General features: G+C 40.4%; 24 protein-coding genes. 7 read left to right on the top strand and 17 right to left on the bottom strand.

Going from position 1 to position 24,012, the window contains the following annotated elements:
• Nucleotides 1-62: 62 nt before the first annotated feature.
• Nucleotides 63-917, top strand: a complete 855-nt coding sequence (gene rluF / locus POV26_RS12785; RefSeq protein ID WP_272856864.1) for a 23S rRNA pseudouridine(2604) synthase RluF — start codon at nucleotides 63-65, stop codon at nucleotides 915-917.
• A 73-nt stretch (nucleotides 918-990) separates the two neighbouring features.
• Here the strand turns inward: rluF and POV26_RS12780 are convergent, their stop codons facing one another.
• Nucleotides 991-1,425 carry an Hsp20/alpha crystallin family protein gene (locus POV26_RS12780; protein ID WP_272856863.1) on the bottom strand — a complete coding sequence of 145 codons (435 nt, stop codon included), beginning with the start codon at nucleotides 1,423-1,425 and terminating at the stop codon, nucleotides 991-993.
• Between the two features lie 207 nt (nucleotides 1,426-1,632).
• On the opposite strand from POV26_RS12780, the gene POV26_RS12775 reads away from it, so the two are divergent.
• Nucleotides 1,633-2,907 carry a DUF2254 domain-containing protein gene (locus POV26_RS12775; RefSeq protein WP_272856862.1) on the top strand — a complete coding sequence of 425 codons (1,275 nt, stop codon included), beginning with the start codon at nucleotides 1,633-1,635 and terminating at the stop codon, nucleotides 2,905-2,907.
• Here POV26_RS12775 and POV26_RS12770 read toward each other — a convergent pair.
• Both POV26_RS12770 and sucC read right to left on the bottom strand, forming a co-directional pair.
• The gene (locus POV26_RS12770) at nucleotides 2,904-3,299 is read right to left on the bottom strand and encodes a TerB family tellurite resistance protein (RefSeq protein WP_272856861.1); all 396 of its coding nucleotides are present in this window, start codon (nucleotides 3,297-3,299) and stop codon (nucleotides 2,904-2,906) included. The genes POV26_RS12775 and POV26_RS12770 overlap by 4 nt on opposite strands.
• A gap of 63 nt (nucleotides 3,300-3,362) precedes the next feature.
• Complete coding sequence (gene sucC / locus POV26_RS12765; RefSeq protein WP_272856860.1) at nucleotides 3,363-4,553, bottom strand: ADP-forming succinate--CoA ligase subunit beta; 1,191 nt, start codon at nucleotides 4,551-4,553, stop codon at nucleotides 3,363-3,365.
• A gap of 247 nt (nucleotides 4,554-4,800) precedes the next feature.
• Here sucC and lysA point away from each other — a divergent pair, with 247 nt between their 5' ends.
• Nucleotides 4,801-6,006 carry a diaminopimelate decarboxylase gene (gene lysA, locus POV26_RS12760; RefSeq protein WP_272856859.1) on the top strand — a complete coding sequence of 402 codons (1,206 nt, stop codon included), beginning with the start codon at nucleotides 4,801-4,803 and terminating at the stop codon, nucleotides 6,004-6,006.
• 159 nt (nucleotides 6,007-6,165) lie between these two features.
• On the top strand, nucleotides 6,166-6,357 hold the full coding sequence (locus POV26_RS12755) for a cold-shock protein (RefSeq protein ID WP_014780844.1): 192 nt from the start codon (nucleotides 6,166-6,168) through the stop codon (nucleotides 6,355-6,357).
• A gap of 297 nt (nucleotides 6,358-6,654) precedes the next feature.
• On the opposite strand, the gene POV26_RS12750 is transcribed toward POV26_RS12755, so the two are convergent.
• The 3 genes from POV26_RS12750 to mnmA are packed head-to-tail and all read right to left on the bottom strand — an operon-like array spanning nucleotide 6,655 to nucleotide 10,425.
• Nucleotides 6,655-7,596, bottom strand: a complete 942-nt coding sequence (locus tag POV26_RS12750; RefSeq protein ID WP_272856858.1) for an NAD(P)H-dependent flavin oxidoreductase — start codon at nucleotides 7,594-7,596, stop codon at nucleotides 6,655-6,657.
• The gene (locus POV26_RS12745; protein ID WP_272856857.1) at nucleotides 7,596-9,224 is read right to left on the bottom strand and encodes a S8 family peptidase; all 1,629 of its coding nucleotides are present in this window, start codon (nucleotides 9,222-9,224) and stop codon (nucleotides 7,596-7,598) included. The genes POV26_RS12750 and POV26_RS12745 overlap by 1 nt, the downstream gene beginning before the upstream one ends.
• Nucleotides 9,225-9,234: 10 nt before the next feature.
• Complete coding sequence (mnmA, locus tag POV26_RS12740; protein WP_272856856.1) at nucleotides 9,235-10,425, bottom strand: tRNA 2-thiouridine(34) synthase MnmA; 1,191 nt, start codon at nucleotides 10,423-10,425, stop codon at nucleotides 9,235-9,237.
• 80 nt (nucleotides 10,426-10,505) lie between these two features.
• On the opposite strand from mnmA, the gene POV26_RS12735 reads away from it, so the two are divergent.
• Nucleotides 10,506-10,790: a nucleotidyltransferase family protein gene (locus POV26_RS12735; protein WP_272856855.1), complete on the top strand. Its 285-nt coding sequence runs from the start codon at nucleotides 10,506-10,508 to the stop codon at nucleotides 10,788-10,790.
• On the top strand, nucleotides 10,783-11,163 hold the full coding sequence (locus POV26_RS12730) for a HepT-like ribonuclease domain-containing protein (protein ID WP_272856854.1): 381 nt from the start codon (nucleotides 10,783-10,785) through the stop codon (nucleotides 11,161-11,163). Before POV26_RS12735 ends, POV26_RS12730 begins: the two co-directional genes overlap by 8 nt.
• Here POV26_RS12730 and POV26_RS12725 read toward each other — a convergent pair whose 3' ends face one another.
• The 6 genes from POV26_RS12725 to POV26_RS12700 all read right to left on the bottom strand — a co-directional run bounded on the left by POV26_RS12725 (nucleotide 11,164) and on the right by POV26_RS12700 (nucleotide 17,411).
• Nucleotides 11,164-11,856 carry a toxin-antitoxin system YwqK family antitoxin gene (locus POV26_RS12725; protein WP_272856853.1) on the bottom strand — a complete coding sequence of 231 codons (693 nt, stop codon included), beginning with the start codon at nucleotides 11,854-11,856 and terminating at the stop codon, nucleotides 11,164-11,166.
• A 72-nt stretch (nucleotides 11,857-11,928) separates the two neighbouring features.
• Nucleotides 11,929-13,815: a membrane protein insertase YidC gene (gene yidC / locus POV26_RS12720; protein ID WP_272856852.1), complete on the bottom strand. Its 1,887-nt coding sequence runs from the start codon at nucleotides 13,813-13,815 to the stop codon at nucleotides 11,929-11,931.
• A 99-nt stretch (nucleotides 13,816-13,914) separates the two neighbouring features.
• Nucleotides 13,915-15,534, bottom strand: coding sequence for a CTP synthase (locus POV26_RS12715; protein WP_045081685.1), 1,620 nt, complete (start codon nucleotides 15,532-15,534; stop codon nucleotides 13,915-13,917).
• A gap of 143 nt (nucleotides 15,535-15,677) precedes the next feature.
• Nucleotides 15,678-15,893, bottom strand: a complete 216-nt coding sequence (locus POV26_RS12710; RefSeq protein ID WP_272856851.1) for a hypothetical protein — start codon at nucleotides 15,891-15,893, stop codon at nucleotides 15,678-15,680.
• Nucleotides 15,886-17,214 (bottom strand): hypothetical protein, encoded by a 1,329-nt coding sequence (locus tag POV26_RS12705; RefSeq protein ID WP_272856850.1) that lies wholly within the window; start codon nucleotides 17,212-17,214, stop codon nucleotides 15,886-15,888. The genes POV26_RS12710 and POV26_RS12705 overlap by 8 nt, the downstream gene beginning before the upstream one ends.
• Nucleotides 17,211-17,411 carry a hypothetical protein gene (locus POV26_RS12700; RefSeq protein ID WP_272856849.1) on the bottom strand — a complete coding sequence of 67 codons (201 nt, stop codon included), beginning with the start codon at nucleotides 17,409-17,411 and terminating at the stop codon, nucleotides 17,211-17,213. The genes POV26_RS12705 and POV26_RS12700 overlap by 4 nt, the downstream gene beginning before the upstream one ends.
• A gap of 191 nt (nucleotides 17,412-17,602) precedes the next feature.
• Between POV26_RS12700 and POV26_RS12695 the strand changes: the two genes are divergently transcribed.
• Complete coding sequence (locus POV26_RS12695; protein ID WP_272856848.1) at nucleotides 17,603-18,979, top strand: Kelch repeat-containing protein; 1,377 nt, start codon at nucleotides 17,603-17,605, stop codon at nucleotides 18,977-18,979.
• 37 nt (nucleotides 18,980-19,016) lie between these two features.
• Here the strand turns inward: POV26_RS12695 and POV26_RS12690 are convergent, their stop codons facing one another.
• From POV26_RS12690 to guaA, 5 genes are all read right to left on the bottom strand, one after another.
• Nucleotides 19,017-19,247: a DUF3820 family protein gene (locus tag POV26_RS12690; protein WP_045081663.1), complete on the bottom strand. Its 231-nt coding sequence runs from the start codon at nucleotides 19,245-19,247 to the stop codon at nucleotides 19,017-19,019.
• Nucleotides 19,231-19,761 (bottom strand): DUF922 domain-containing protein, encoded by a 531-nt coding sequence (locus POV26_RS12685; protein WP_272856847.1) that lies wholly within the window; start codon nucleotides 19,759-19,761, stop codon nucleotides 19,231-19,233. Before POV26_RS12685 ends, POV26_RS12690 begins: the two co-directional genes overlap by 17 nt.
• Before the next feature lie 62 nt (nucleotides 19,762-19,823).
• Complete coding sequence (locus tag POV26_RS12680) at nucleotides 19,824-20,225, bottom strand: OsmC family protein (RefSeq protein ID WP_272856846.1); 402 nt, start codon at nucleotides 20,223-20,225, stop codon at nucleotides 19,824-19,826.
• Nucleotides 20,222-22,150 carry a LysM peptidoglycan-binding domain-containing protein gene (locus POV26_RS12675; protein WP_272856845.1) on the bottom strand — a complete coding sequence of 643 codons (1,929 nt, stop codon included), beginning with the start codon at nucleotides 22,148-22,150 and terminating at the stop codon, nucleotides 20,222-20,224. The genes POV26_RS12680 and POV26_RS12675 overlap by 4 nt, the downstream gene beginning before the upstream one ends.
• A gap of 79 nt (nucleotides 22,151-22,229) precedes the next feature.
• Nucleotides 22,230-23,759 (bottom strand): glutamine-hydrolyzing GMP synthase, encoded by a 1,530-nt coding sequence (guaA, locus tag POV26_RS12670; RefSeq protein WP_272856844.1) that lies wholly within the window; start codon nucleotides 23,757-23,759, stop codon nucleotides 22,230-22,232.
• Nucleotides 23,760-24,012 lie beyond the last annotated feature (253 nt).

The raw sequence follows: 24,012 nt of genomic DNA, 5'->3' as shown, positions 1-24,012 counted from the left end.
GAGCCCTGAATTTAACCACTGCGTACTGATTTACTGAACACTGAACACTGAACACTAAAAATATGCACCATCCAGATTCCGTCCGACTAAACAAAGCAATCAGCGATAGCGGCTACTGTTCGCGCCGCGAGGCCGATACCTTAATTGAAAAAGGCCGCGTAACCGTAAATGGCGAAAAGAGTGGGCTGGGAGATCGGGTAATGCCCAATGATGAGGTTCGTGTGGACGGAAAACTCATCAAGGAAAATACTGCCGAAGTCTATATAATGCTGAACAAACCCGTGGGGATTACCTGTACAACCGATACCCGTTTTGATGATAATGTGGTGGATTTTATAAACCATCCCGAACGTATTTTCCCCGTGGGAAGATTGGATAAGCCCAGTTCGGGCCTACTATTGTTGACCAATGAAGGCGATATTGTAAACAAGATTCTGCGCGCCGGCAACAAACACGAAAAGGAATATATTGTAAAAGTGGATAGGCCCGTTACCGATGAATTTCTAAAACGGATGGGCTCCGGAATCCCTATTTTGGACACGGTAACCAAACGCTGTAAAGTGGAACGGATAAGCAGGTTTGAATTCCGGATTGTATTGGTACAGGGCTTAAATAGGCAGATACGCAGAATGTGTGAATATTTGGGGTATGAAGTTGTGGCCTTGCAACGAATTCGGATAATGAATCTGGAATTGGGCGATTTGCCCGAAGGGCAGTGGCGCGACCTTACTGCGGAAGAACTGAAAACCCTGAAAGATTCGGTAAAGGATAGCGACGGATTGCCAAAGGTTTACCAAAAAGATGGCCGGGAAAAAGCGGTAGAGACACTAAAACCTGAAAAGAAAAGGCAAGCGGAGCGGAATTTAAAGAGGGAGCAAAAAAGTACGGGAGGGCGAAGGAGAAGGGGGCCGAAGTGACCCCAAGAAAAAACCGCGTACCGATTGAGTAGCACGCGGTCATTTTCAACTAACTAACCAAATTAAATTTCAATTATGAAATCTCAACCATTTTCTTCAATGCTTGCTTTTCTTCCATTTTTGGAATGGTAACCCGAAGGACTCCATTTTCGTAACTGGCCTGAATATCTTCAACTTTAATGTTCTCAGGAAGTTTGAAAGAACGTTCAAAACTCTTGTAATTAAACTCCCTTCTTATAAAGGAAAAATCATTGGTTTCTTCTTTGTTCGTTTCTATCTTTTTGGAAGCGATTTTCATTGTATCTTCCTCAACCTCAATGGTGAAATCTTCTTTCTGTAATCCAGGTGCAGCCAATTCGACTACAAAATTCGGTAAATTTTCAATAATATTTACTGTAGGAATGCTAAATGTTTCATAATTGTTTTTAAACGCATCCAGCTTGTTGTCAAAAAGAAAATTATCCAAAAGGCCCGGCAACCAAATACTGTTTTTATTAACTGTCTTCATCTCTAAATATTGTTTAAGTTTTTGACTAAATTTTTCAATAGATAGTCAATAACAATTCCAAGTGATAAATCAGGACATTTTGGCTGATATGTGTATATTTTTAATGACGTTTTGTCGGTTGATTTGTTGGGGGATGGAACATTTAATTCAATATTAAGAATATTAAGGCGGCCTTTCCTTAATTTTAAAATACACTAACCGATTGTTATGAAAAAAATCTTTATTCGTATTTCCGATTTCTTCAACACGGTTGAGAGCAAGATTGCTTTTTATCCAACCTTGTTGGCATTTTCAGGTTTTTTGGTCGCGCTTTTGATGATTTATTTGGAGCAGCACGGTATTTCCAGAAAAATAATGGACGTATTCCCGCTGTTAATGGTGGAGGATGGCGATACTGCGCTAACAGTGCTCAGTGCTTGTCTTGGTGGGCTCATTTCGTTGATGGTCTTTAGCTTCTCCATGGTTATGTTGCTGCTCAGCCAGGCTTCCAATAATTATTCGCCGCGATTGCTTCCGGGATTGATAAGCGATAAACGGCATCAATTGATATTGGGGATTTATTTAGCGACGATTCTTTACAGTATTTTCACCCTTTTTTCCATTGAGCCGAGTGAAAAAAAATATACACTGCCGGGTTTTTCAGTGCTTTTGGGAATTGCCCTTACCATTGTTTGCTTGGTGGCCTTTATTTATTTTATTCATAATATTTCACAAAGCATTCAGATCAGCAATATTTTGGACACCATTTTTGAAGAAGCTGAAAAGAGACTTCAAAAGCTAATTGCCTCTGAAAAAGGACAAGCCAAGACGTTTCCCGATACGGCCGGTTGGCACGAATACCAAGCAGGGCGAAGTGGTTATTTTCAAAACATTTCCATAAAGAATATTCTAAAAATTTGTGAAGATGAAGAAACCAAGCTGTATATAACCGTGCCCAAGGGGCTATTTGTACTTGGGAATTCGGTTTTTTTAAAATCGGAAAAGGAGTTGGATGAAAAGGTAGTTGAGTCCATAATTTCAAATATCAGTTTTGCGCGTGGGGAATTGGTGGAGGACAATTATATCCTGGCTTTTAAGCAAATTACCGAGATAGCCGTGAAAGCGATGTCGCCAGGTATAAACGATCCCGGAACGGCCATTAACGCCATTGACTATTTAACCGCTATTTTTGCTTTGAGAATGCAAAAAAATGACAATGGGATTATTGTCCACGAAGAAAAGCCAACGCTACGGCTGGCGGTTGTGACCTTTAATGAGCTTTTGTATAATGTGATGGCATCGCTACGGACCTATTGTAAGCACGATCCGATCATGGTCCAGAAGTTATTTTGGATGCTGGATTATCTTCAAAAACAACCAGCCGCGGAAACAGCGTATATCATTGCGATACAGGAAGAAATGAAAACCCTTTTGGAGCAGGCAAAAAGTTCATTCACTTCAAAAAAAGATATCGCTTCTATTGAGAAAATGACGCGAGGTTAGTTGTAATATATTTTGAAAATTTTCAACAGCTCCTCCGCGGGCACCATTTTTTCTTCAGACTGTTCCAGCTTTTTCAGAATTTGATCGGCGACAATAGGGCGGATGCCCATTTTTAATCCGAAATTTTTTAATGCCACTATTTCGGTTTCATGCGTTTCGTTGTCAATCTTCATCATCAAAATCAATTTATAGAAATGGGTGATGCGTTCAACTTCACTATAAACGGGGCGCGAGGGCTGCGGATTTTCAAAAAGGGCAAGAAGTTCCGTATTTGAAATATCCATTCGTTTGGCCAATTTCTTAATAAATTCTATTTCTGAAGTTTTTATTTTCCCGTCGGCCATGACCATATTTATTAAATCACTTAAAAGAGATTTGGGATTTTTCTCCATAACTAAAATTCAAAAAAAAGACCCTTGCTAGGTGCGAAGGGCCTTTATGTAAATTATTAATTTTTAAGAAAGCACAGCTTTTACTTTATCTGCGGCTTCCTGAAATTCAATAGCGCTTTGTACGTCCAGGCCGCTGTCGTCAATCAGTTTCTTTGCGATGTCGGCATTTGTTCCCTGCAAACGTACAATGATTGGCACGTGGATGGTTCCCATATTTTTATAGGCATCAATCACACCCTGGGCCACACGGTCGCAACGAACAATTCCACCAAAAATATTTATGAGGATCGCCTTTACATTTGGGTCTTTCAGGATTAATTTGAAAGCAGCCTCCACACGTTCGGCATCGGCAGTTCCACCTACGTCAAGGAAGTTTGCGGGCTCCCCGCCGGCTTGTTTAATAAGATCCATCGTTGCCATTGCAAGTCCGGCACCGTTTACCATACAGCCAACGTTTCCGTCGAGGTCCACGTAATTCAAGCCCTTCTCTTTTGCTTCAACCTCAACTGGGTTTTCTTCGCGTTTGTCGCGCATTGCCATATAATCCTTATGGCGAAAAAGTGCATTGTCGTCAATACTTACTTTTGCATCAACGGCGATAATTTTATCGTCGCTGGTTTTTAAAACAGGATTAATTTCGAAAAGAGAAGAATCAGATTCATTGTAAGCTTTGTAAAGCGCGGTAACGAATTTCGTCATCTCCTTAAAAGCCTTTCCTTCCAAACCAAGGTTGAAAGCCACTCTTCGCGCCTGAAAGCCCAAAAGGCCTACGGCTGGGTCAATTTCTTCAGTAAAAATTAAATGTGGGGTCTCCTCGGCAACCGTTTCAATATCCATCCCTCCCTCGGTAGAATACATAATCATATTTCTTCCTGTGGAACGATTTAACAGCACGCTCATATAAAATTCATTTGGCTCACTCTCGCCGGGATAATAAACATCTTCGGCAACCAAGACCTGGTGTACTTTTTTTCCTTCAGCCGAAGTTTGCGGGGTAACGAGGTTCATCCCGATGATTTTTCCGGCAATATCCTCAACTTCCTGTATGTTTTTTGCAAGTTTTACACCGCCACCTTTTCCGCGGCCACCGGCGTGCACTTGGGCTTTGATAACGTGCCAGCCCGTTCCGGTTTGTTCGGTAAGTTTTTTTGCGGCTTCCACGGCCTCTTTTGGCGTGGTTGCCACGATACCGCGCTGTATTTCAACGCCAAAACTGTTTAAGATTTCTTTTCCCTGATATTCGTGTAAATTCATAGTTGCGGTTTTGTATCCTCCCCACTTGCCGGGCAGGCTTGTTTATGGATTGCAAAAATAACAAATGTCATAGGAATGCGCTAATGTTTTTTTCAATCCCTCTCCTTCATCGCCCAGAGGGGAAGAAAACCATACATTTATAAACCTTTTGATAGTAACGAATAAAAATTAAGTATTTATTAATGAAGTATTTCGGGCTACATCCTTATTTTTGCGCCTTAATTTTTTAAAAATTTATTCTAAAGAAATGAAAAACCAAGACCTTTTGGCAATTGCCCAAGAATTCGGAAGCCCTGTGTATGTTTATGATGCTGCTAAAATTGAAAAGCAGTATAAACGGTTGACCAGCGCTTTTGATAAGGTGGATAGTTTGAGAATAAATTACGCCGTAAAGGCGCTTTCAAATATTTCTGTGTTGAAATTGCTCATTAATATGGGCAGTGGCCTGGACACGGTTTCCATACAGGAAGTGATGCTGGGCCTGGAAGCTGGTGCTAAACCAGAGAACATAATCTATACCCCCAACGGAATTTCGTTGGAAGAGATCGAAAAAGCCGCAAAACTTGGGGTGCAAATAAATATAGACAATCTTTCCATTTTGGAGCAATTCGGGACCAAACATCCCAAAATCCCTGTTTGTATCCGAATAAATCCGCACGTTATGGCAGGCGGAAACGCAAATATTTCCGTGGGGCATATTGATAGCAAGTTCGGGATTTCAATCCACCAAATGCCTTTGCTGAAAAGGATTGTGGAAAACACGGGGATGAACATCAACGGGATCCACATGCACACGGGTAGCGATATTTTGGACATTGATGTTTTTCTCTATGCTTCGGAAATACTTTTTAATGCTGCGGAAAATTTCGATAATTTGGAATTTATTGACTTCGGAAGCGGTTTCAAAGTACCCTATAAAGATGGCGATATTGAAACCAATGTTGAGGAACTCGGCAAAAAACTGAGCAAGCGTTTCAACGATTTCTGTAAAAAATACGGTAAAAAATTGACCTTGGCCTTTGAGCCGGGCAAGTTTTTGGTGAGTGAAGCCGGACAGTTTTTGGTAAAGGTAAATGTGATAAAACAGACTACTTCCACCGTATTTGCACAGGTTGACAGTGGCTTTAACCATTTGATCCGCCCGATGCTTTACGGGTCGCAGCACGAAATTTCAAACATTTCCCGCCCGCACGGAAGGGATCGTTTTTATACCGTAACGGGTTACATCTGCGAAACCGATACGTTTGCGAACAACCGCCGCATTCCAGAATTGCACGAGGGTGATATTCTTTCTTTCCACAACGCTGGTGCCTATTGTTTCACAATGGCGAGCAATTACAATTCCCGTTATCGTCCCGCGGAAGTGCTTTGGTATAAAGGAAAGGCGCATTTAATCAGGAAAAGGGAAACTTTTGAGGATATTTTGAAAAATCAAATTGTCGTGGCTTTATAACCAAAATAAAAAGGCTATTTTCAAATTCTTAAAAACGAATTGTTAATTTTTTAAAAAAACCATAATTTTTTAAGTTTTAAAATAAACAATTAAAAAAAGCTTATTTGTCAATATTAATTCTATCTTTGCCACTTATTATAAATTTTTTAATTAATTACAATGAACAAAGGAACAGTAAAATTCTTCAACGACACCAAAGGTTTTGGCTTTATCACTGAAGAAGGAACAAACAAAGAACATTTTGTACACGTTACAGGCCTAATCGACGAAGTTCGTGAAGGTGACGAAGTAGAATTTGATCTTCAAGAAGGAAAAAAAGGATTGAACGCGGTTAACGTAAAAGTGCTTTAATACACACAATTTTTTTAAGACAAAGCCTCCCAGTTGGGGGGCTTTTTTTTTGAAATATTACCAAATTGTATGCTGAATTTGAACGGATTCTTACCGAAGGTGCCTTTTGCAGCTTAAATTTTATGAAGAATCCAGATCATTTGTAGCCTAAGGAAAAGCCGTATTTTTAGTGGAATATACAGGTAGCATTTCTTCGGAAGATATTCCATAGCAAGGTTGTACGGAAGCTACTTCAAGAAATTATTCAGTAGTCTTAAAAAAAAACAGGGATTCAACCGATGTGATTTTTCGTTTCGACTAAAGATCAGAAACCTCTTTCTTGGCAATTTCAAACTCTTCCACCATATCCTTAAGAATTTGGGCAGCAGGTTTTATATCGTGGATAAGGCCCGCAATCTGCCCAATTTCCAATTCTCCTTCTTCCAAATCGCCTTCAAACATGCCACGTTTGGCACGGGCGCGGCCCAAATGTTTTATAAGATCTTCTTTGGTAGGATTAGTTTTATAAAGTTGCATCACACTTTCAAAGAATTTATTTTTTAGCATCCGCACGGGGGCCAATTCCTTTAAGGTTAAATAGGTATCGCCTTCTTTGGCATCAACGACCATTTGCTTAAAGGCGCGATGCGATGAAGCTTCTTCCGAAGCTACAAAGCGGCTTCCCACTTGCACGCCATCGGCACCCAGAACCATTGCGGCCAACATGCCACGGCCGGTAGCAATTCCGCCAGCGGCTATCAGGGGAATTTCCAACTGTTCCTTTACCATTGGAATCAAAGTGAAAGTCGTGGTTTCTTCGCGGCCATTGTGGCCACCAGCCTCAAAGCCTTCGGCAACTACCGCGTCAACGCCAGCTTCCTGTGCTTTTAAAGCAAATTTCACACTGCTCACCACGTGAACAACGGTAATTCCGTGTTCCTTTAATTTTGAGGTATGTGTCTTTGGATTGCCCGCGGATGTGAAAACAATTTTTACCCCTTCCTCAATAATGATATCGATTATTTTTTCAATATCGGGGTAGAGCATAGGTACGTTTACGCCGAAAGGTTTATCAGTTGCCTTTTTACATTTCTGAATATGTTCCCGAAGCACTTCAGGATACATAGAGCCTGCGCCCAAAAGACCCAAACCGCCACAATTGGAAACAGCGGTGGCAAGTCGCCAACCGCTGTTCCAAATCATTCCGGCCTGAATTATAGGGTATTGAATATTAAAAAGTTCGGTAATCCGGTTATTCACTATTCCTTAATAATTTTATAGCTCGTTGTTTTGTTGTTTGAAGTGATGGAAGCAATATACATTCCAGAAGAGAGTCCTGAAACATCAACCCTGTTATTTAAGGTAGTAATGTTTTTTTCAAGGATTCTTTCACCCAAAATATTATAGATCGCGAATACAGCATTCTCTGCCGATTTTGGAAAAGAAATATTTATCTCTGTGCTTACGGGGTTTGGATACAAAGCAAAATTGGTATCAAGCATTTGCTCTTCAATGCCTATGGTTAAAAGGGCATTCAGGGCATCGCCAAAATTTGGGATTCCATAGCCATATTCGTTTGTAGGATTGTTATATCTATCAGCAGATTCGCGAATGGCCTGCATAACCACATCATTTTTTAAAGTGGGAACCGCACTCCATAAAGCAGCAACGGCGCCAGCAGTAATTGGCGAGCTGAAAGAGGTCCCGCTCGACGTTGTTACATTACCATATTGGCCCACGATAGCTGCATCAAGGCCTTTGGCCATTACGTCTGGCTTAATATCTCCAGAAGAATTTGGCCCGTGAGAACTGAAATACACATAATTTTCATTGGCATCAACGGCACCGACTGTAAATGAACCGGGTGCATCGGCTGGCGTACCTACATATCCGAAGCCACCACCATCATTTCCAGCAGAGGTAACAGTAATCATTCCTTTGTCAAAAGAGGCATTGGCACCCCGGGCGGCAATCGTTGTCTGTCCGTCAAGGTCCACATATTGATGGTCGTATGCCGGGTTATCAAAATCTTGGTAGCCCAAGGAAGTATTGGTTACATATACCCCTAAGCTATCAGCACGTTCCAAAGCCTCAACCCAATATGCCTCTTCTGCCGGAGACTCCTCATTGCCGTCTTCCGTGATATACAAGTAATAAGATGCTCCCGGGGCAGTACCTACAAACTGACCGTTCAAAAATCCGGCAGCGTCGCTGAAAGTTCCAGCACCGTGGCTTCCAGTTCCGTTTGGATTTTCAACACGATCCACAAAATCGTAATATCCTAACAGTCTGCCTTCATTTCTAAGGATTGCATAAGCTGGGTTGGTCAATACTCCCGGATAACCATTATCCATAAAAGCCACGATGATGTTTTGGCCTGTATAATCGTTTTCGTGAAGATAATCCACGTTTATCATTTCGGTCTGGTTGGCCGCACTTCCGTAGTTATAAACAGGTCTGGCTTGATTTTCAATTTCAAATTTGTCTTTGGTGAATTGTCTGCCTCCCGTAGGTCTGTTTAGACTTTTATCGGCAAATTCTACATCGACCACGAATGGAAGGTTCAAAAGGTCATTGATGTTGCTTTCCGTTCCGCGCACGTAAACGGCATTCAGCCATTTTGATTTTGCAAGAACCGTAATTCCGGTGGCTGCATCAATAGCGGCCTTTTGGGTTTCGTTCAGTGGAACATCACGATCATCAATGGCAATGCCTTGTGCATTTTTCCTATCAATGGCTGCTTGGGTCAAAATAGTTATCGGGTTAGCCAAAGCTGCTGAAACCACAGCCGGATCTTTTGCTTCCAAAAACACGAGTGCATCCTCGGTTTGGGCAAAACTAAAGGTTGAAACAAAAACAAGAAGTAATAGGGATAATTTTTTCATCATTAAATTTTTTTTAAGAGATTACTCCGCTTCCCAGTAATTCGGGGCCGTCATACCAAGCAACAAACTGACCTTCGGTAATGGCGGATTGCGGGTTGTCAAATATAATATAAAGTCCGGAAACTGTGCGGTGTAATGTTGCTTTTTCTAAGGGTTGCCTATAACGTATGCGGGCTTTGACCTCCATTTTTTCATCTTCGGCAAGTTTTAGGTCTTCGCGAATCCAGTGTATTTCTTCGTTTTTAACGAAAAGGCCACGACGATACAGGCCGGGGTGATCCTTGCCTTGGCCGGTGTAGATTACATTTTCTTCCACATCGGTGTCGATTACAAACAAGGGTTCCTTGGTTCCACCAACCGCCAGGCCTTTACGCTGGCCTTTGGTAAAATAATGCGCCCCATGGTGGATGCCCACTTGCTTGCCATCGGTTTGTGAATAGGTATATTTTGCAGCAAGATATTGCAGTTTTTCTTCTTCGGAAGAAAAGGCCGGGGCTTTCAATTTATATTCTGAAAAACTGGCCGGCACTTCCACAATTGCACCGTCTTTTGGAGCCAATTTCTGCTGAAGAAATTCCGGGAGCCTCACCTTTCCGATAAAGCACAACCCTTGCGAATCGCGTTTTTCGGCGGTTATTAAATTTTGTTCCGAAGCAAGCTTGCGAACCTCCGGCTTCAACAATTCCCCAATTGGAAAGAGGGTTTTGGAAAGTTGCTCCTGCGAAAGTTGGCACAGAAAATACGATTGGTCTTTGTTTGGATCTTTTCCGGCGAGCAATTGATATATTTTTTTTCCGTCTTTTTCAATGGTGCCTTTCCGGCAATAATGGCCCGTTGCCACAAAATCTGCTCCCAGCCCGAGGGCGATTTTCATAAACACGTCAAACTTTATTTCACGATTGCAGAGCACGTCTGGGTTGGGGGTGCGGCCCATTTGATATTCGCGGAACATATAGTCAACGATGCGTTCTTTGTATTGCTCACTTAAATCGACCGTTTGAAAGGGAATGCCCAGTTTTTCTGCCACGAGCATTGCGTCGTTGCTGTCCTCAAGCCATGGGCATTCATCAGAAATGGTTACGGAGTCGTCGTGCCAATTCTTCATAAATAGCCCAATAACGTCGTAGCCCTGCTCTTTTAAAAGATAGGCTGCAACGCTGGAGTCAACGCCTCCGCTAAGACCGACAACTACTCGTTTTTTCATGGATTTGCAAAATTACAATAATTAAATCTTTCATTTTGTTCAAAATAGCTTAATTTTAAAGTTATAAAACGTCTTCAACAATGACAATAGAAAACCTAAAACAACGCATTGTTCCTCTGCTAAAAAAACACAACATTGTCCGTGCGGGTGTATTCGGGTCTTATGCAAAAGGAATAAATTCTGAATCCAGCGACGTTGATATTTTAGTTGAACTGGACAAGGAGATGAGCTTGTTGGATTTTATTAGGATTAAAATGGACCTTGAAAGTTTACTCGATAAAAAAGTTGACCTCGTAGAATATAAAGCGCTAAAACCGAGATTGAAAAACCGTATCTTATCTGAAGAATTAAGGATTTATGGATAATAGAGCAAAGCGAGATGATCTTGTATTTCTAGAGGACATTTTGGAATGTATTAAAAAAATAAATGAATATATCGAAGGAGTATCCCGACAAGATTTTGAGGCTAATGATGAAAAACAAGATGCTGTTATTCGAAGATTGGAGATAATAGGAGAAGCTGTTAAAAATATTTCAACAACTATCAGAAATCAAAACTCTACTATTCCATGGCGCGAAATGGCTGGGATGAGAGATGTTGTCGTCCATCAATATTTTGGGGTAAGTATTGGTTTGATTTGGAAGGTTTGTACCGTGGATATTCCAAACCTTGAACTACCGATAAAAAGGTTAATTGAAGAAAAATTACTACAAAATGGAACTAGTGCGAATGAGTGATTATTTATCTTTAGGTTTTGGAAACGTCTCTTCCAAAATTACCTTCCCATCCTTGTAGTATTTCCAAAGTCCGTGCTTTTTGCCATTCTTGTAAAAACCTTCGATTACCACATTGCCGTAGGCATCATAATATAAAGCCGGACCCTGAAGTTGATCGTTTGCGTATAACAGCTTTTTTAAAAGAACCCCGTCCGGCGAATAATAATTGTCTTCGCCTTCTTTTATGCCGTTTTGGTAACTTGTTTCTTCAGTGATTTTTCCGTTGGGATAGTAAGTAATTACTTTGCCGTCAAGTTTGCCGTTCACATATTGCTCACGGGTCATTATATTTTTAGATTTTTCGTGGTAATAGACCCATTCGCCAACGCGGTCCTTGCCCTGCATTTTTCCTTCACTTACCAGTTTTCCTTTTACGGTGAAATATTTTACCTCGGCGATATCGTCTTTCCCCGTGAAGTTTTTAATGACCATCGGCTGGCTTTTGCAATCTTCACAATAAAACTTGAATTCGCCCACTTCCTTTCCGTGTTCAAAAGTGCCCTCATAGCGAAGCTGATCGGTGCCTTCAAAAGTCTTTTTCCAAAGGCCGTGGCGTTTTCCCTGCGCGTCCATTTGGTTTATTTCGCTTTGTGAAAAGGAAACTTGGGAGCAGAGTACAATTCCGAAGAAGAAAGTTAAAGCAATTTTTTTCATTGTTCATTTACTTAAAAAGCAAACGCTTAAATCTAAAATCTATTTTCAAACATTTTAAATCTAAAGAAAAATCTAACGTTTTCCGGCTTTTTTCTGTTGCTCGGCCTGTTCCATCATTTCGGCCATTTTGCGCTGGAACTTGTTCTGTTTTTTTGGCGTGGCTTTTTTCACCTGAATTTTAGCGTGAATTTTGTCCTCATCAATGATGAAATTCTTAATTACGAGCATAATGCCAATGGTAATCAAGTTTGAAACGAAGTAATACAGCGAAAGTCCACTCGCATAGTTGTTGAAGAATACCAACATAAACAATGGCGAAAGGTACATAAGGAATTTCATGTTCGGCATTCCCGGCTGCTGCTGTTGCTGCATGTTTGCGCCCATGGTCATCATCATATAAACAAAAATGGCGATAGAGGCCAAAATAGGGAAGAGGCTCACGTGGTCTCCATAAAATGGAATGTGGAACGGCAATTCGGCAATGGTATCATAACTGGAAAGGTCATCTGCCCAAAGGAAACTTTTCTGCCGCAAATCAAAAGCCGAGGGGAAGAACGTAAACAGCGCATAAAACACCGGAATTTGCAACAGAGCTGGCAAACAACCCTTCAGCGGACTGGCGCCGGCGGAGTTTTGCAGCTTCATGGTTTCCTGTTGGATTTTTAAGCTGTTGCCTTTATACTTTTCCTTTATCTCGTCGAGTTCGGGTTTCAGCACTTTCATCTTCGCCTGTGCCAAATACTGCTTGTACTGCACTGGCGAAAGCATAAGTTTTATAAGAATCGTCAAAACGATGATGGCTATTCCCGCGGGAAGAAAATCGGTTAAAAAGCCGAATAACGGAATGATAATGTATTTGTTTATCACCCCAAAAATACCCCAGCCCAACGGCATGGCTTCGTCCAGATTACGGCCGTATTTTTTGAAAATTTGATAATCGGATGGGCCGTAGTACATATTCATATTATACGACAACGCCCCATTTTTTGGTTCCAAAAGCATCTTTGCTCCGTATTGTTTTGTGAAAACGGTATCCACTTCTTCGTCTTTCACCAAATCAACGGAAGTCAATTTCACTTCCTTGAAAGGAGTATCGGTAAGGAGCATGGAGCTGAAGAAATGCTGACGGAAGTTCATCCAGGTTACGTCCTTCTCCAGTTCATCATCTTCGCCCGAAGGGGAAAGTTTTGAGTGCTTTTCGTCATCGTATTCATAGGTTAAACGCGAATAACGGTTTTCGTATGAAATACTCTTGGCGTGGCGATAGCCCTTTAATTGCCAGTCCAGATACATCGGCTGCGAAGTATTGATAATACCGTCCAAGCCCTGGCTGTTGATGCTGAAATCCATCATATATTCACCCGGATGCAGGGTATAACGGTATTCAATAAATCCGTTTTCTGAAGTTTTGAGCTTCATGGAGAGCACTTGGTCTTCGCCATTTTTGCTCAAGGTAGGTTCAAAATAAAGGTCTTGTGAGTTTAGCGTTCGGTTTTCTGACGTAAACTGAAGATTTAAGGAAGCGGTTCCATCCTTTATCAAATACACTGGAACGGAGTCATATTTGGTGAAATTTTTCAAAAGCGCTTCCGTAATGTATCCGCCTTTATTGCTTATTTCCAAATAAAGCACATCGTTCTCCAAAACCGTTGTGGCATCGGTTGCCGATGGAAGCGTTTCAGAATACGCAAAAGAACCGAGCTTGTTCTTTAACTGTTCAAAAGCCAGGGAATCACCTTGTTTCACAGCATTCATTGTATCTGAAGTTGCCTGCGCAAGTGTAACTTCATCTGTGGGTTTTGCAGCTTCTGCCTCTTGTTTTGCAGCGGCTTCGGTCTTGGCTTTTTCCGCTTGTATTTCTTCCTCGGTAGGTTTGTTGAGGTACAACATCCAGATTAGGATACCGCCGATTAATAAAAAACCAATAAGTGAGTTAAAGTCGAATTTCTTTTGTTCCATCTTTTATTTCTTCTTTTGAAATTAATCAAAAGCATATTATCATTAATTTTATCTGGCAGGGCAATAATCCCGCCTTTTCTTTTATTGCGCCAAATTGTCTTATTTCTTTTTTAGGGAATGTTCGTGCACGGCCTTCACGAAAGCCACAAATAGTGGATGCGGATTGGCAACCGTACTCTTGTATTCGGGATGATACTGCACGCCCACAAACCAAGGATGCTCGGGAATTTCCACTATCTCCACCAAACCGGTGTTTGGGTTTATTCCGGTTGCCACAAGGCCCGCAGCTTCGAACTGGTCCCGGTATTTGTTGTTGTATTCATACCTATGCCGGTGGCGCTCTTCAATTGTTTTCGTTTTGTAAACCTTGCTTACGATACTTCCTTTTTTCAAGTCGCACTTCCAAGAGCCCAGACGCATGGTGCCGCCCATATCGGTAATGTTTTTTTGGTCTTCCATGATGCTTATTACCGGATTTTTTGTCTGCGAATCCATTTCGGTGCTGTTGGCATCTTTCAACTTTAAAACGTTTCGTGCAAATTCAATAACGGCCATTTGCATTCCCAAACAGATTCCCAAAAATGGTAGGTTGTTTTCGCGGGCGTATTTTACGGCGGCAACTTTTCCTTCAATACCGCGCTCACCAAACCCGGGAGCCACTAAAATGCCATCGAGTTTTGAAAGTTTCTTCCCGATGGTTTTGGCGTTTATGTGTTCAGAATGTATGTATTCTACTTTTACCTTCACCTCGTTTTCCGCACCAGCGTGAATGAAGGATTCAAGGATTGACTTGTAGCTATCCTGCAATTCCACATATTTTCCAATCAAGCCTATATGAACCTCTCCTTTTGGGTTTTTGTGCCTTTGCAGAAATTTATTCCACTGCTTTAAATCTGGTTTTTTGGAATTCTTTAAATTTAATTTCTGAAGTGTTACCGTGTCAAGCCCTTCCTCCAGCATCATATTCGGCACGTCGTAAATGGTGGAAGCGTCGATGGACTGGATAACGGCTTCCTCTTTCACATTACAGAAAAGCGCGAGTTTTCTTCTTAAATCATTGGAGAGTTCGTGCTCCGTTCTACAAACCAAAATATCTGCACGGATTCCGCTTTCCATCAGGGTTTTTACGGAGTGTTGGGTGGGTTTTGTTTTCAGTTCGCCCGCTGCCGAAAGGTAGGGCACGAGGGTTAGGTGGATGACCAAAGCGTTGTCGTCGCCCATTTCCCACTTCATTTGGCGCACGGCCTCGATGTATGGCAATGATTCAATATCGCCCACGGTGCCGCCGATTTCGGTAATGATTATATCGTAATCGCCTGTATTTCCGAGCAATTGTACGCGTTCCTTGATTTCGTTGGTAATGTGCGGAATCACCTGCACGGTTTTTCCCAAGAATTCACCCCGGCGTTCCTTTTCGATTACACTTTGGTAAATTCGGCCTGTGGTAACGTTGTTTGCCTGTGAAGTATTTACGTTCAGAAAACGCTCGTAGTGGCCCAGATCAAGATCGGTTTCAGCGCCGTCATCAGTTACGTAGCACTCGCCGTGTTCATAGGGATTCAGCGTTCCGGGATCTACATTTATATAGGGATCCAATTTTTGGATGGTAACGCGGTAGCCTCTGGCCTGCAAGAGTTTAGCCAGCGATGCCGCTATAATTCCTTTTCCTAAAGATGATGAAACCCCGCCCGTAACGAAGATGTATTTTGTAGTGCTCATGAGTGCCTGTGCTGAAATAACTATACGGGATGCAAAGGTACATTTTTTATTGTGGAAAGGAAGGGGAAAATTCCAAAAATCAAATTCCAAATTCCAAGAGGATAATTCGTGAAATTTTGACAAAGTTTACTGCCTACTGCCTCTTATTCTTTTAACTTTTCTATAAGCCACGTTTTATGCGCGCCATCAGGACAAGGATATTTAACTTTTTTTGAATCTATTCTATTATGGGCAATCCTTTTTATCAATCCTAGTTCTCTCTTTACATCAGCAATCCAGCAAGATTTAATGGTCTTGCCAAACTTTTTTTTATGCATTAGCTGTAATTCTTTATATGTTGACATTTTTCTTTTATCCATTTCCTATCTCTTTACATTTTTGACTTGAAAAGAGTGTATCACTTCCTTCAAAAGATGTGGAATATTGTTTTTTGCCCAGTTTAATTAAAACATCGCCATAAACCCATTGCGCTCCTTCTCCAGCGCAATCACCGTATTTTTTTATTTTAAAAACAACCTTGTAACTATTACCTGCATATACTCTTTTATATTTTGTTGTCTCGTTTTTTATATTTTTGAAAAGTATCTCCTTATCATTAAACTTCATTCGGATATATTTTTCATTAGGATTATTTTCTGAATAATCATCTAAAACTGTTCTTTTTCCATCCATAGAATATTCCAAATCTGGTTTGCCGTTATATTCAATTTCTTGGGGGATTAATAATATGTCGTCATTTGTATTTTCAGGCTCAATTATGTCAATATCCTCATCCGAAGCAAGCTCAACATAATCATTATCAAATGAGACATGTTTATTTCCGGTCTCATTAATTTTTGAAATTGTAAAACTGGGCTCTGAATTATTCTCACTATTGACAATAGCTGTTTTATTCAAGTTGTTAAATTTTAAAATATAAGTAAGAGATGCATAATCTTGACCAAATGAAGAACATTCAAGAATAAAAAGGTTGTCTTTTTCTTCGATTATTTTATATTTTCCCGTTTGATAATTATAGACTGAATTATCTTGAAGATTCTTTTGTTTTAAATCAACCAAATTTTTTGCTTTTAAAACAAAGGAAAATTGTGAAGATGGCACTGCGATTTTTTGTCCTTTAATAATCACTGGCCTTCCTTCTTCATTTTTCATGTAATAGGATTCTTGAATCCCTTCATATTTACCAAGTAAACTATTGGGAAGATTTTTTGAGCCATTTCCTAAAGGAAAATTATCTTTTTCGGAAAGGTTGTATTTGGTTTTTAATTCATCAATTGTATTTTTTATAATTTCAGGTTTATATCTGTTGAAGATATATTTTTCATCTTGATATATCTTTGAAAAATCATTTTCAATAGCCCATCTTTGAGTTTCTTTGGAACCATTAAAATTCACGAGGATTTTGTCTCGTTCAATCTTCCATGTTCCAATTGATTGAAATATTTCTTTGCCAAGTTCAGTTGTATTGACAATATTATAAGTCGTTAAGGTTATATTTTTATTGGCTTTTAACTCAACATTAATTATAATTTTAGTATCAATATTCATATAATTCCAAGTTGAGTTTGTCAGAATATTTTGGATAGATTCTTCAAATGTAAGATCCAAGTTTTTCTCTTCCGAATCTTTGCATTTTAAAAGTAAGGCAACTACTATCACTAAGTATAAAATTTTTTTCATCCGTTCGAGATTTTATCAATTTCAGAAATAGCTCTTGCCAAGCAATAAGGAAGTACTGCAAACAAAATTGAAACTGCGGCTATTGGGGCAATTTCCATAGATGTTGTAGCTCCAAATGATTCGGTCAAAAACATGCTTCCGCCAACAAAAGGTCCAATTACGGCCAAAATCCAACAAATTAATTTTATGTTTTTCATAATTTTTCAAAATTTATGTTTTGTCTCCGAAAATTAGAAATTCAATCCCCTCTTTCACAAAAAAACATCCGAAACCATACTTTCGGATATTCTATAAATTTGCAAGTATCTCAAAACTATGTGTTTATATAAAACGGAGCATTAATATTTTTTAGTAATTTAGTTGCCCTTTACAGCTAACCAAACATTCCGTGCTCAAGTTTTTATACTATATTTTTCTTTTTACGATCATAAGTACTTCGGTGTCGGCACAGGAGAGTCCTGTTTTTAACGAGAATCATTTCCTTTTTTTTGATGCCAAAACAAATGAACCCGTATTGGTAATCAATGATTCGGTTCTTTATAAGGGATATGGGTTTGAGAAACTGCCCATAAAACCATCAAAGGATTTCAAAGGTTTAGATATTGATAACCCATATAGTTTTCAAATAGATAATGAAACTTATTTAGTATCAGATGGCGGTGGTCCTGTACTGGAATTTAGAGATAATAACTTTTACAGATTAGATAATTCATTCCCACAGCGGAACCAGTATTTTGCAGCTCCTTTTGTTTTTGACAAGAATTTTTATCTGTTTGGAGGTTACGGATTGTTTACCCACAAAAATATTATTACCAAATACAATTTTAAAATTGGGGAATGGACTGAGGAACAAGTTTTCATAGAACCAAAACCAACTGCGCGATTTAAAAGTTTTTCAATAGCTATAGACGATAATTTCTATGTTTTTGACGGGTTGATGAAAAACCCATTTAAAGTGCAAGAACACATTAAGGTTCAGGACCAAACGGTATGGCGGCTACATTTGCCCAAAATGCGTTGGAGCCGTTACGGGAAATACGATCCTTCTTTCTTAGGTAATGAACCTTATGTTTCGTTTCATGCGGAAAACAAACTGTATTTGCTTTATGAGAAAATCTATGAGATTGACTTAAAAAATAATGCTCTTAAAAGATATGCATTCCGTGAGTGGAAGGGCATTAAGAACATTGTTTATGACTCTATAACCAAAAAGGTAACTTATACATATAAACTTACCAACAGTGGTAAATATAAAATTTTGAGCGAACCATTAACTTCTTTTTTAGGAAAACTGGAATCTGAAAAGGAATTTGTTCAAAAAGAAAATTATTTATATGCTTATGTTTTAGCAGGGTTATTTTTTATTGTGATTTTTTGGTTTGTATTTACGCGATTGAAGAAACAAACTCAAAAGAAAAACTTAATTATTTTTAATGAGAAGGAAAACGTTTTTTATCACAATAAACAGGAAATTAGATTGAACAAACAACAGCACGATTTATTGAAGTTTCTTGTTCAAAATAGGGACAATTACCTTCCTTTGAACAAACTGAATGATTTGTTTGGCAATGGTACTGAAGATAACTTTAATGTTATAAGCAAACGCAGGGAAATAACCCAAACGGAACTTCTTTTTAAGCTGAGTACCTTACTGAATATACCGAAAGATAAAATTTTACTGGAGCGTAAAAACCCCGAAGATAAAAGGTTGAAGGAGGTGAAAATAGCATCTCATTTATTTGAAATAAGAGAACTGCAAGTTTAAATTATCAAAGTTAACAGCCAACTGCAACTACTTACAGTTATTTTTTAATAAGCTTCTGCACCAATCCTTCCAGCCCGTTCAATTTAAGCTCGTACATTTCGGCCATCATCCGGCCCAGTTTTCCTTCGGGAAAGCCTTTTTGTTTAAACCACACAAAGTAATATTCAGGAATGTTTGCCAAATAATAGCCTTCGTATTTTCCGAAAGGCATTTTATAATTTGCCAATTCCACCAAATGGTTTGGGTCTGGGTTATTTCCAAGATTCATAATCGGCGAGTTGTTTGGCGATGTATTGCTGCCAGAAAGCTTCTTTTTCCTCGTTCCGGGAATGGTCGGTTTCGGCGTCAAATCTGGTTTGCATGGCCCGTCTTTTCTGTTCTACCTGTTTGTAGATACCCTCTATTTCAGATTTTATTCTTTTAGTGAACTTTTTTCCGTGAAGATTTTTCCGAAGCATGCGGGCGTGCAGTTCCGATATATCAAAATGGGCCTGTTCGTGCCTTAAAATATGGGCGTTCACCCTTTCTGGAATGTACCACGAACCCTCTGGATTGAAAAAACTTTCAACGGAATATTCCACGTTTACTGCTCCGTTTTTGATGGAATAGGAATATTGGAAACTGATACCTGTATTGGTGCTTGCCACAAAACTGGCGCTCGGCACAGGTTTTCCGCGGAAATCTTTCCAGGTGAGTTTCTGGTTTTCATTCCACAGCATCTTTTCCGGATTATTTTGCGGGAAAAGAACCATGGAAAATATAAAAATGAAAAGTAGTTTCATATTTAAAGAACATCAAAAACAATACCTGTTTAAAGTTTTCTTTGAAAGGGGTTTGGAGTAGCCTACCAATTAAAGGTAATCACCTTCTCAATATCGGGATGCAGGCTATAGAGCACGGGACAGGTCCTGCCGGTATTTTCCAATATTTTTCGCGCTTTTTCATCTATGCCCGATGGAAAATTGAGGACCACTTCAATTTTTGAAATACGGCGTGGATCCGCAGCCATCGTTTTGGTTACCATCGCCGTAGTGCCGTCCATATTTACCTGCATATCGCGGGCCTTTATGCCCATAACCGTAATCATGCAGTTGGCAAGTCCCGTGGCCACAGTATCGGTGGGAGAAAATGCTTCGCCCTTTCCGTTGTTGTCCGTGGGAGCATCGGTAATAAATGTACTGCCCGATTTTAAATGTTCATTTTCGGTACGGAGGTTTCCGAGATAGGTTACTTTGGCGGTGTTCATTCTACTACTTCAAATTTAAGGTCGTCGTTATATTTTAAAATATAGGCTGCTTCGTTGCAGTAGCCTTCATTTTTCGATTTCTCATATCGAAATTTGTTCTCAATATATACCGTTTCGCTTTCGGGCATAATGGCGTCGTAAATATCCTTTTCGGCAGCCAATCGCAGCAAGACATCATAAGTTACGTCGAAGCCCCGGATTGCGTAGCGGTTCGGAAGGACACCGTACTTGTTTTTGTAACTAATCAAGAACGGATTGCGGTCTTCTTCATCAATGTTTTTGTTCACCGAAGGGAAAGTGAAGTTCAGTTTTGCCAAGCGGGTGCTGGAAACCTCGTGCCACTCATAGGCTTCGTTTCTATTCAAGGTAAATAAACGCATTTTGTAATTGTGCGGCATTGTGGAAAGTACGTTTACGGCACTGCTTACCAACACCGGATTTTGGGATTCAAGGATTACCCAGTTTTCCATTCCTTCCGAAGCTACTGAAGTTACATCACTAGCCTGTATATATCCACCGCCACGGGGCGATACGGTTTTGGCTGATGGAATTGCGGTTTGAATCATCTCCCTTTGAGCGGCTCTTTTGGAGTCCGAAATAATGATGACGTTCTTTCCGGCACTATGCTCTTTTATGTAACGGATCATCGTTTTCTGTAGCACGGCATCGGTGGGAAGGGTTTGGAAAAGGTTGTCGTTCATAGCCATTTCCCTGTTGCTCAAGGGTGAAAAGACCGGGATTTTATCACCTTTCAGCATGTCAGAAGCTTTCTCCACATTTTTTTGAAGCAACGGCCCAATCACGGCGTCCACGTTTTTGAACTCGTTTCTTGAAACGATGGAGGCCACCTTGCTATCGCTCTTTTCGGTGTCATACACATTCAGGGTCACGGAAATGCCGTGGTTCTTTGCGAATTCCGCAGCCATCAAAGCGCCGCTGTAAAAGTCCAAAGCTACGCGAAGGGTAGGGTCGCGTTTCAGTAAGTCTTGGTCGTTGCCAGTGGTGTCGCTGGCGCTTCGCATTAATCGAAAAGGGAGCATCAATGCTACCGTTTTCATTTTTTTGTTGTCAATTCTTTTTTCCAGATCGATTACCGAGATATCCTCTTTTGAAATGCCGCCTTCATCCTTCGGCAATTTTAGGATCATTCCTTCTTTCAGCCCATCTTTTGCATACGGATTTAGCGCAATGATTTCTTCTTCCGAAAGACCGAATTTTGCTTTTAACCTGTAAAAACCTTCCTTGGGTTTCACTTCGTAATACTGAAAATTTTCTTCGTCTATTTCAGCATTTTCTATTACAGTTTTGTCTGGAACTATCAAGGTTGTGCCCACTTTAAGGCCTTCGCCCAAATCGGGGTTCAAATCTTCCAGTTCAGCAATTGAAATGCCGAATTTTCGGGCAATCCCAAACTTTGTTTCCTTTGCTTTTACGGTATATTTCTGGGTGCCGGGCAGGGCATTTCCAACAGTTGTATTTTCATCTTTTTTTGAAGCGGCAGGAATCAACAATCGCTCGCCTTTTCGCAGACCGCGGGAATACAATTCCTTATTTAGCTTTTTGATATCGTCAACGCTTACGTTGTAAAGCTGCGCAATTCCGAAGAGGGTTTCCTTCTTTTTAACCCTGTGGTCGCGGTAGTTGTTTTTATCGGTTCCAGAGCTGATTGCCTCATTGGAGGGAATAATCAATACGCTATTTACCTTCAACTCATTTCTGGAGTCTGGGTTAAGATTGTAAATGGTTTCTTCTGAAATATTATACTTTTTTGCAATGCTGTAAACGGTTTCGCCTTTTTGTACCGAGTGGCTTTTGTACTGTTGTTGCGCAGCCGAGCCACAGCTAACCATAAATAGGAAGGTCACCGAAACGTATATTAAACATTTCAACATAGAAATAATCTGGTTTTTAAGTTTGTAAAACATTGTTTCGTTCTAAAATTTCATCTCTATAATTCCCGCAAGTTATTTACGTACAGGTTCCCCCTTTGGGGGTTAGGGGGCTTTATTCCCACTCGATTGTCGCGGGCGGTTTTGAGCTGATGTCATAGACTACTCTATTAACGCCTTTAACGCGGTTTATTATATGGTTGCTTACTTCCTGTAAAAATTCATAGGGAAGATTTACCCAATCTGCCGTCATTCCATCTGTGGATTCAACGGCGCGTAACGCAACTACTTTTTCGTAAGTACGTTCGTCGCCCATTACGCCAACGCTATTCACTGGAAGTAAAATTGCGCCCGCCTGCCATACTTTATCGTAAAGTTCCCACTTTTTCAAACCGTTGATAAAGATTGCATCAACCTCTTGTAAGATACGAACTTTTTCGGCCGTAATATCGCCCAAAATCCGAATTGCCAAACCTGGTCCGGGGAAAGGGTGTCTGCCCAAAAGTTCGGGGTCTATGCCCATTTCTTTCCCCACTCGTCTCACTTCATCCTTAAAAAGCATGCGCAGTGGTTCCACAACTTTGAGTTTCATAAAATCAGGTAAACCGCCTACGTTGTGATGGCTTTTTATGGTAACCGAGGGGCCATTTACCGAAACGCTTTCAATAACATCGGGATAAATTGTTCCCTGCGCCAACCAATCCACACCAGTCAACTGATGTGCCTCGTCATCAAAAACTTCGATGAAGGCGTTGCCGATGGCTTTTCGTTTTCGCTCTGGGTCGCTCTCGTTTTTCAATGCTTCCAAAAAACGTTCCGAGGCATCCACGCCTTTTACGTTCAATCCCATATCCTTATATTGGTGCAGCACGTTTTCAAATTCGTTTTTACGGAGCAAACCGTTGTTTACGAAAATACAGAATAGGTTTTTGCCGATGGCTTTGTTCAAAAGAATTGCTGCAACCGTAGAATCTACGCCGCCACTTAAACCAAGTACTACCTTTCCGTCGCCAATCTGCTCTTTTAAAGTTTCAACAGTAGTTTCAACAAAAGCTGCGGGCGTCCAGGTTTGTGGCACTTCGGCAATATTTACAAGAAAATTTTCAAGCAACTGCTTGCCGTGGGTGGTGTGATATACTTCCGGGTGGAATTGGATTGCATACGTTTCCTCGCCTTCAATTCTATAGGCGGCGTTCAAAACATCAACCGTGCTCGCCAAACGCACTCCCTTTTCGGGAAGTTGCGCAATGGTGTCGCTATGGCTCATCCACACGTTGGTGTTTTCTGGAATATCCTTAAAAAATTCCTCGCCTGATTTTATCATGGATAGTTTTGCCCTTCCGTACTCGCGTATGTTTGAAGGTTCCACGCTTCCGCCGTTGAAATGTGCCAAATACTGTGCGCCATAACAGACCGCCAAAAGGGGTTTGTGACCGCGAATCTTTGAAAGGTCTGGGTGGGGCGCATCTTCCGCGCGAACGGAAAACGGACTGCCCGAAAGGATTACGGCCTTAAACGGGTCAAGGCTTTCCGGAATGTGATGGTAAGGGTGAATTTCGCAGTAAATGTTCAGTTCCCGCACGCGTCTGGCGATAAGTTGGGTGTACTGCGAACCAAAATCTAAAATGAGGACGTTGTTTTGCATAGGCAAAAATACTTTTTTAATTATGATTTAGAAATTCAAACTTCAAAATTTTGGAAATGGGTTTTTAACCTTAGAATTCACGAATATTTTTAATGCAGATTGCTGACAAAACCCCAAAGGTTTTTGAAACCTCTTATGTTTGGTCATTAAATGATTTGTCCAAAAATACGATTATTTTAGGCTTTTAAATTAAAGGAATAAGATCAGGTTAAGGTTGCCATTTAAACCTAGACAACAACAATACTATGTATGT

The organism is Aequorivita todarodis (genome assembly GCF_028561335.1).
In the GTDB taxonomy this organism is placed as follows: domain Bacteria; phylum Bacteroidota; class Bacteroidia; order Flavobacteriales; family Flavobacteriaceae; genus Aequorivita; species Aequorivita todarodis.
Note: the sequence above shows the minus strand (reverse complement) of the source record. Positions and strands in the feature narration are given on the sequence as shown.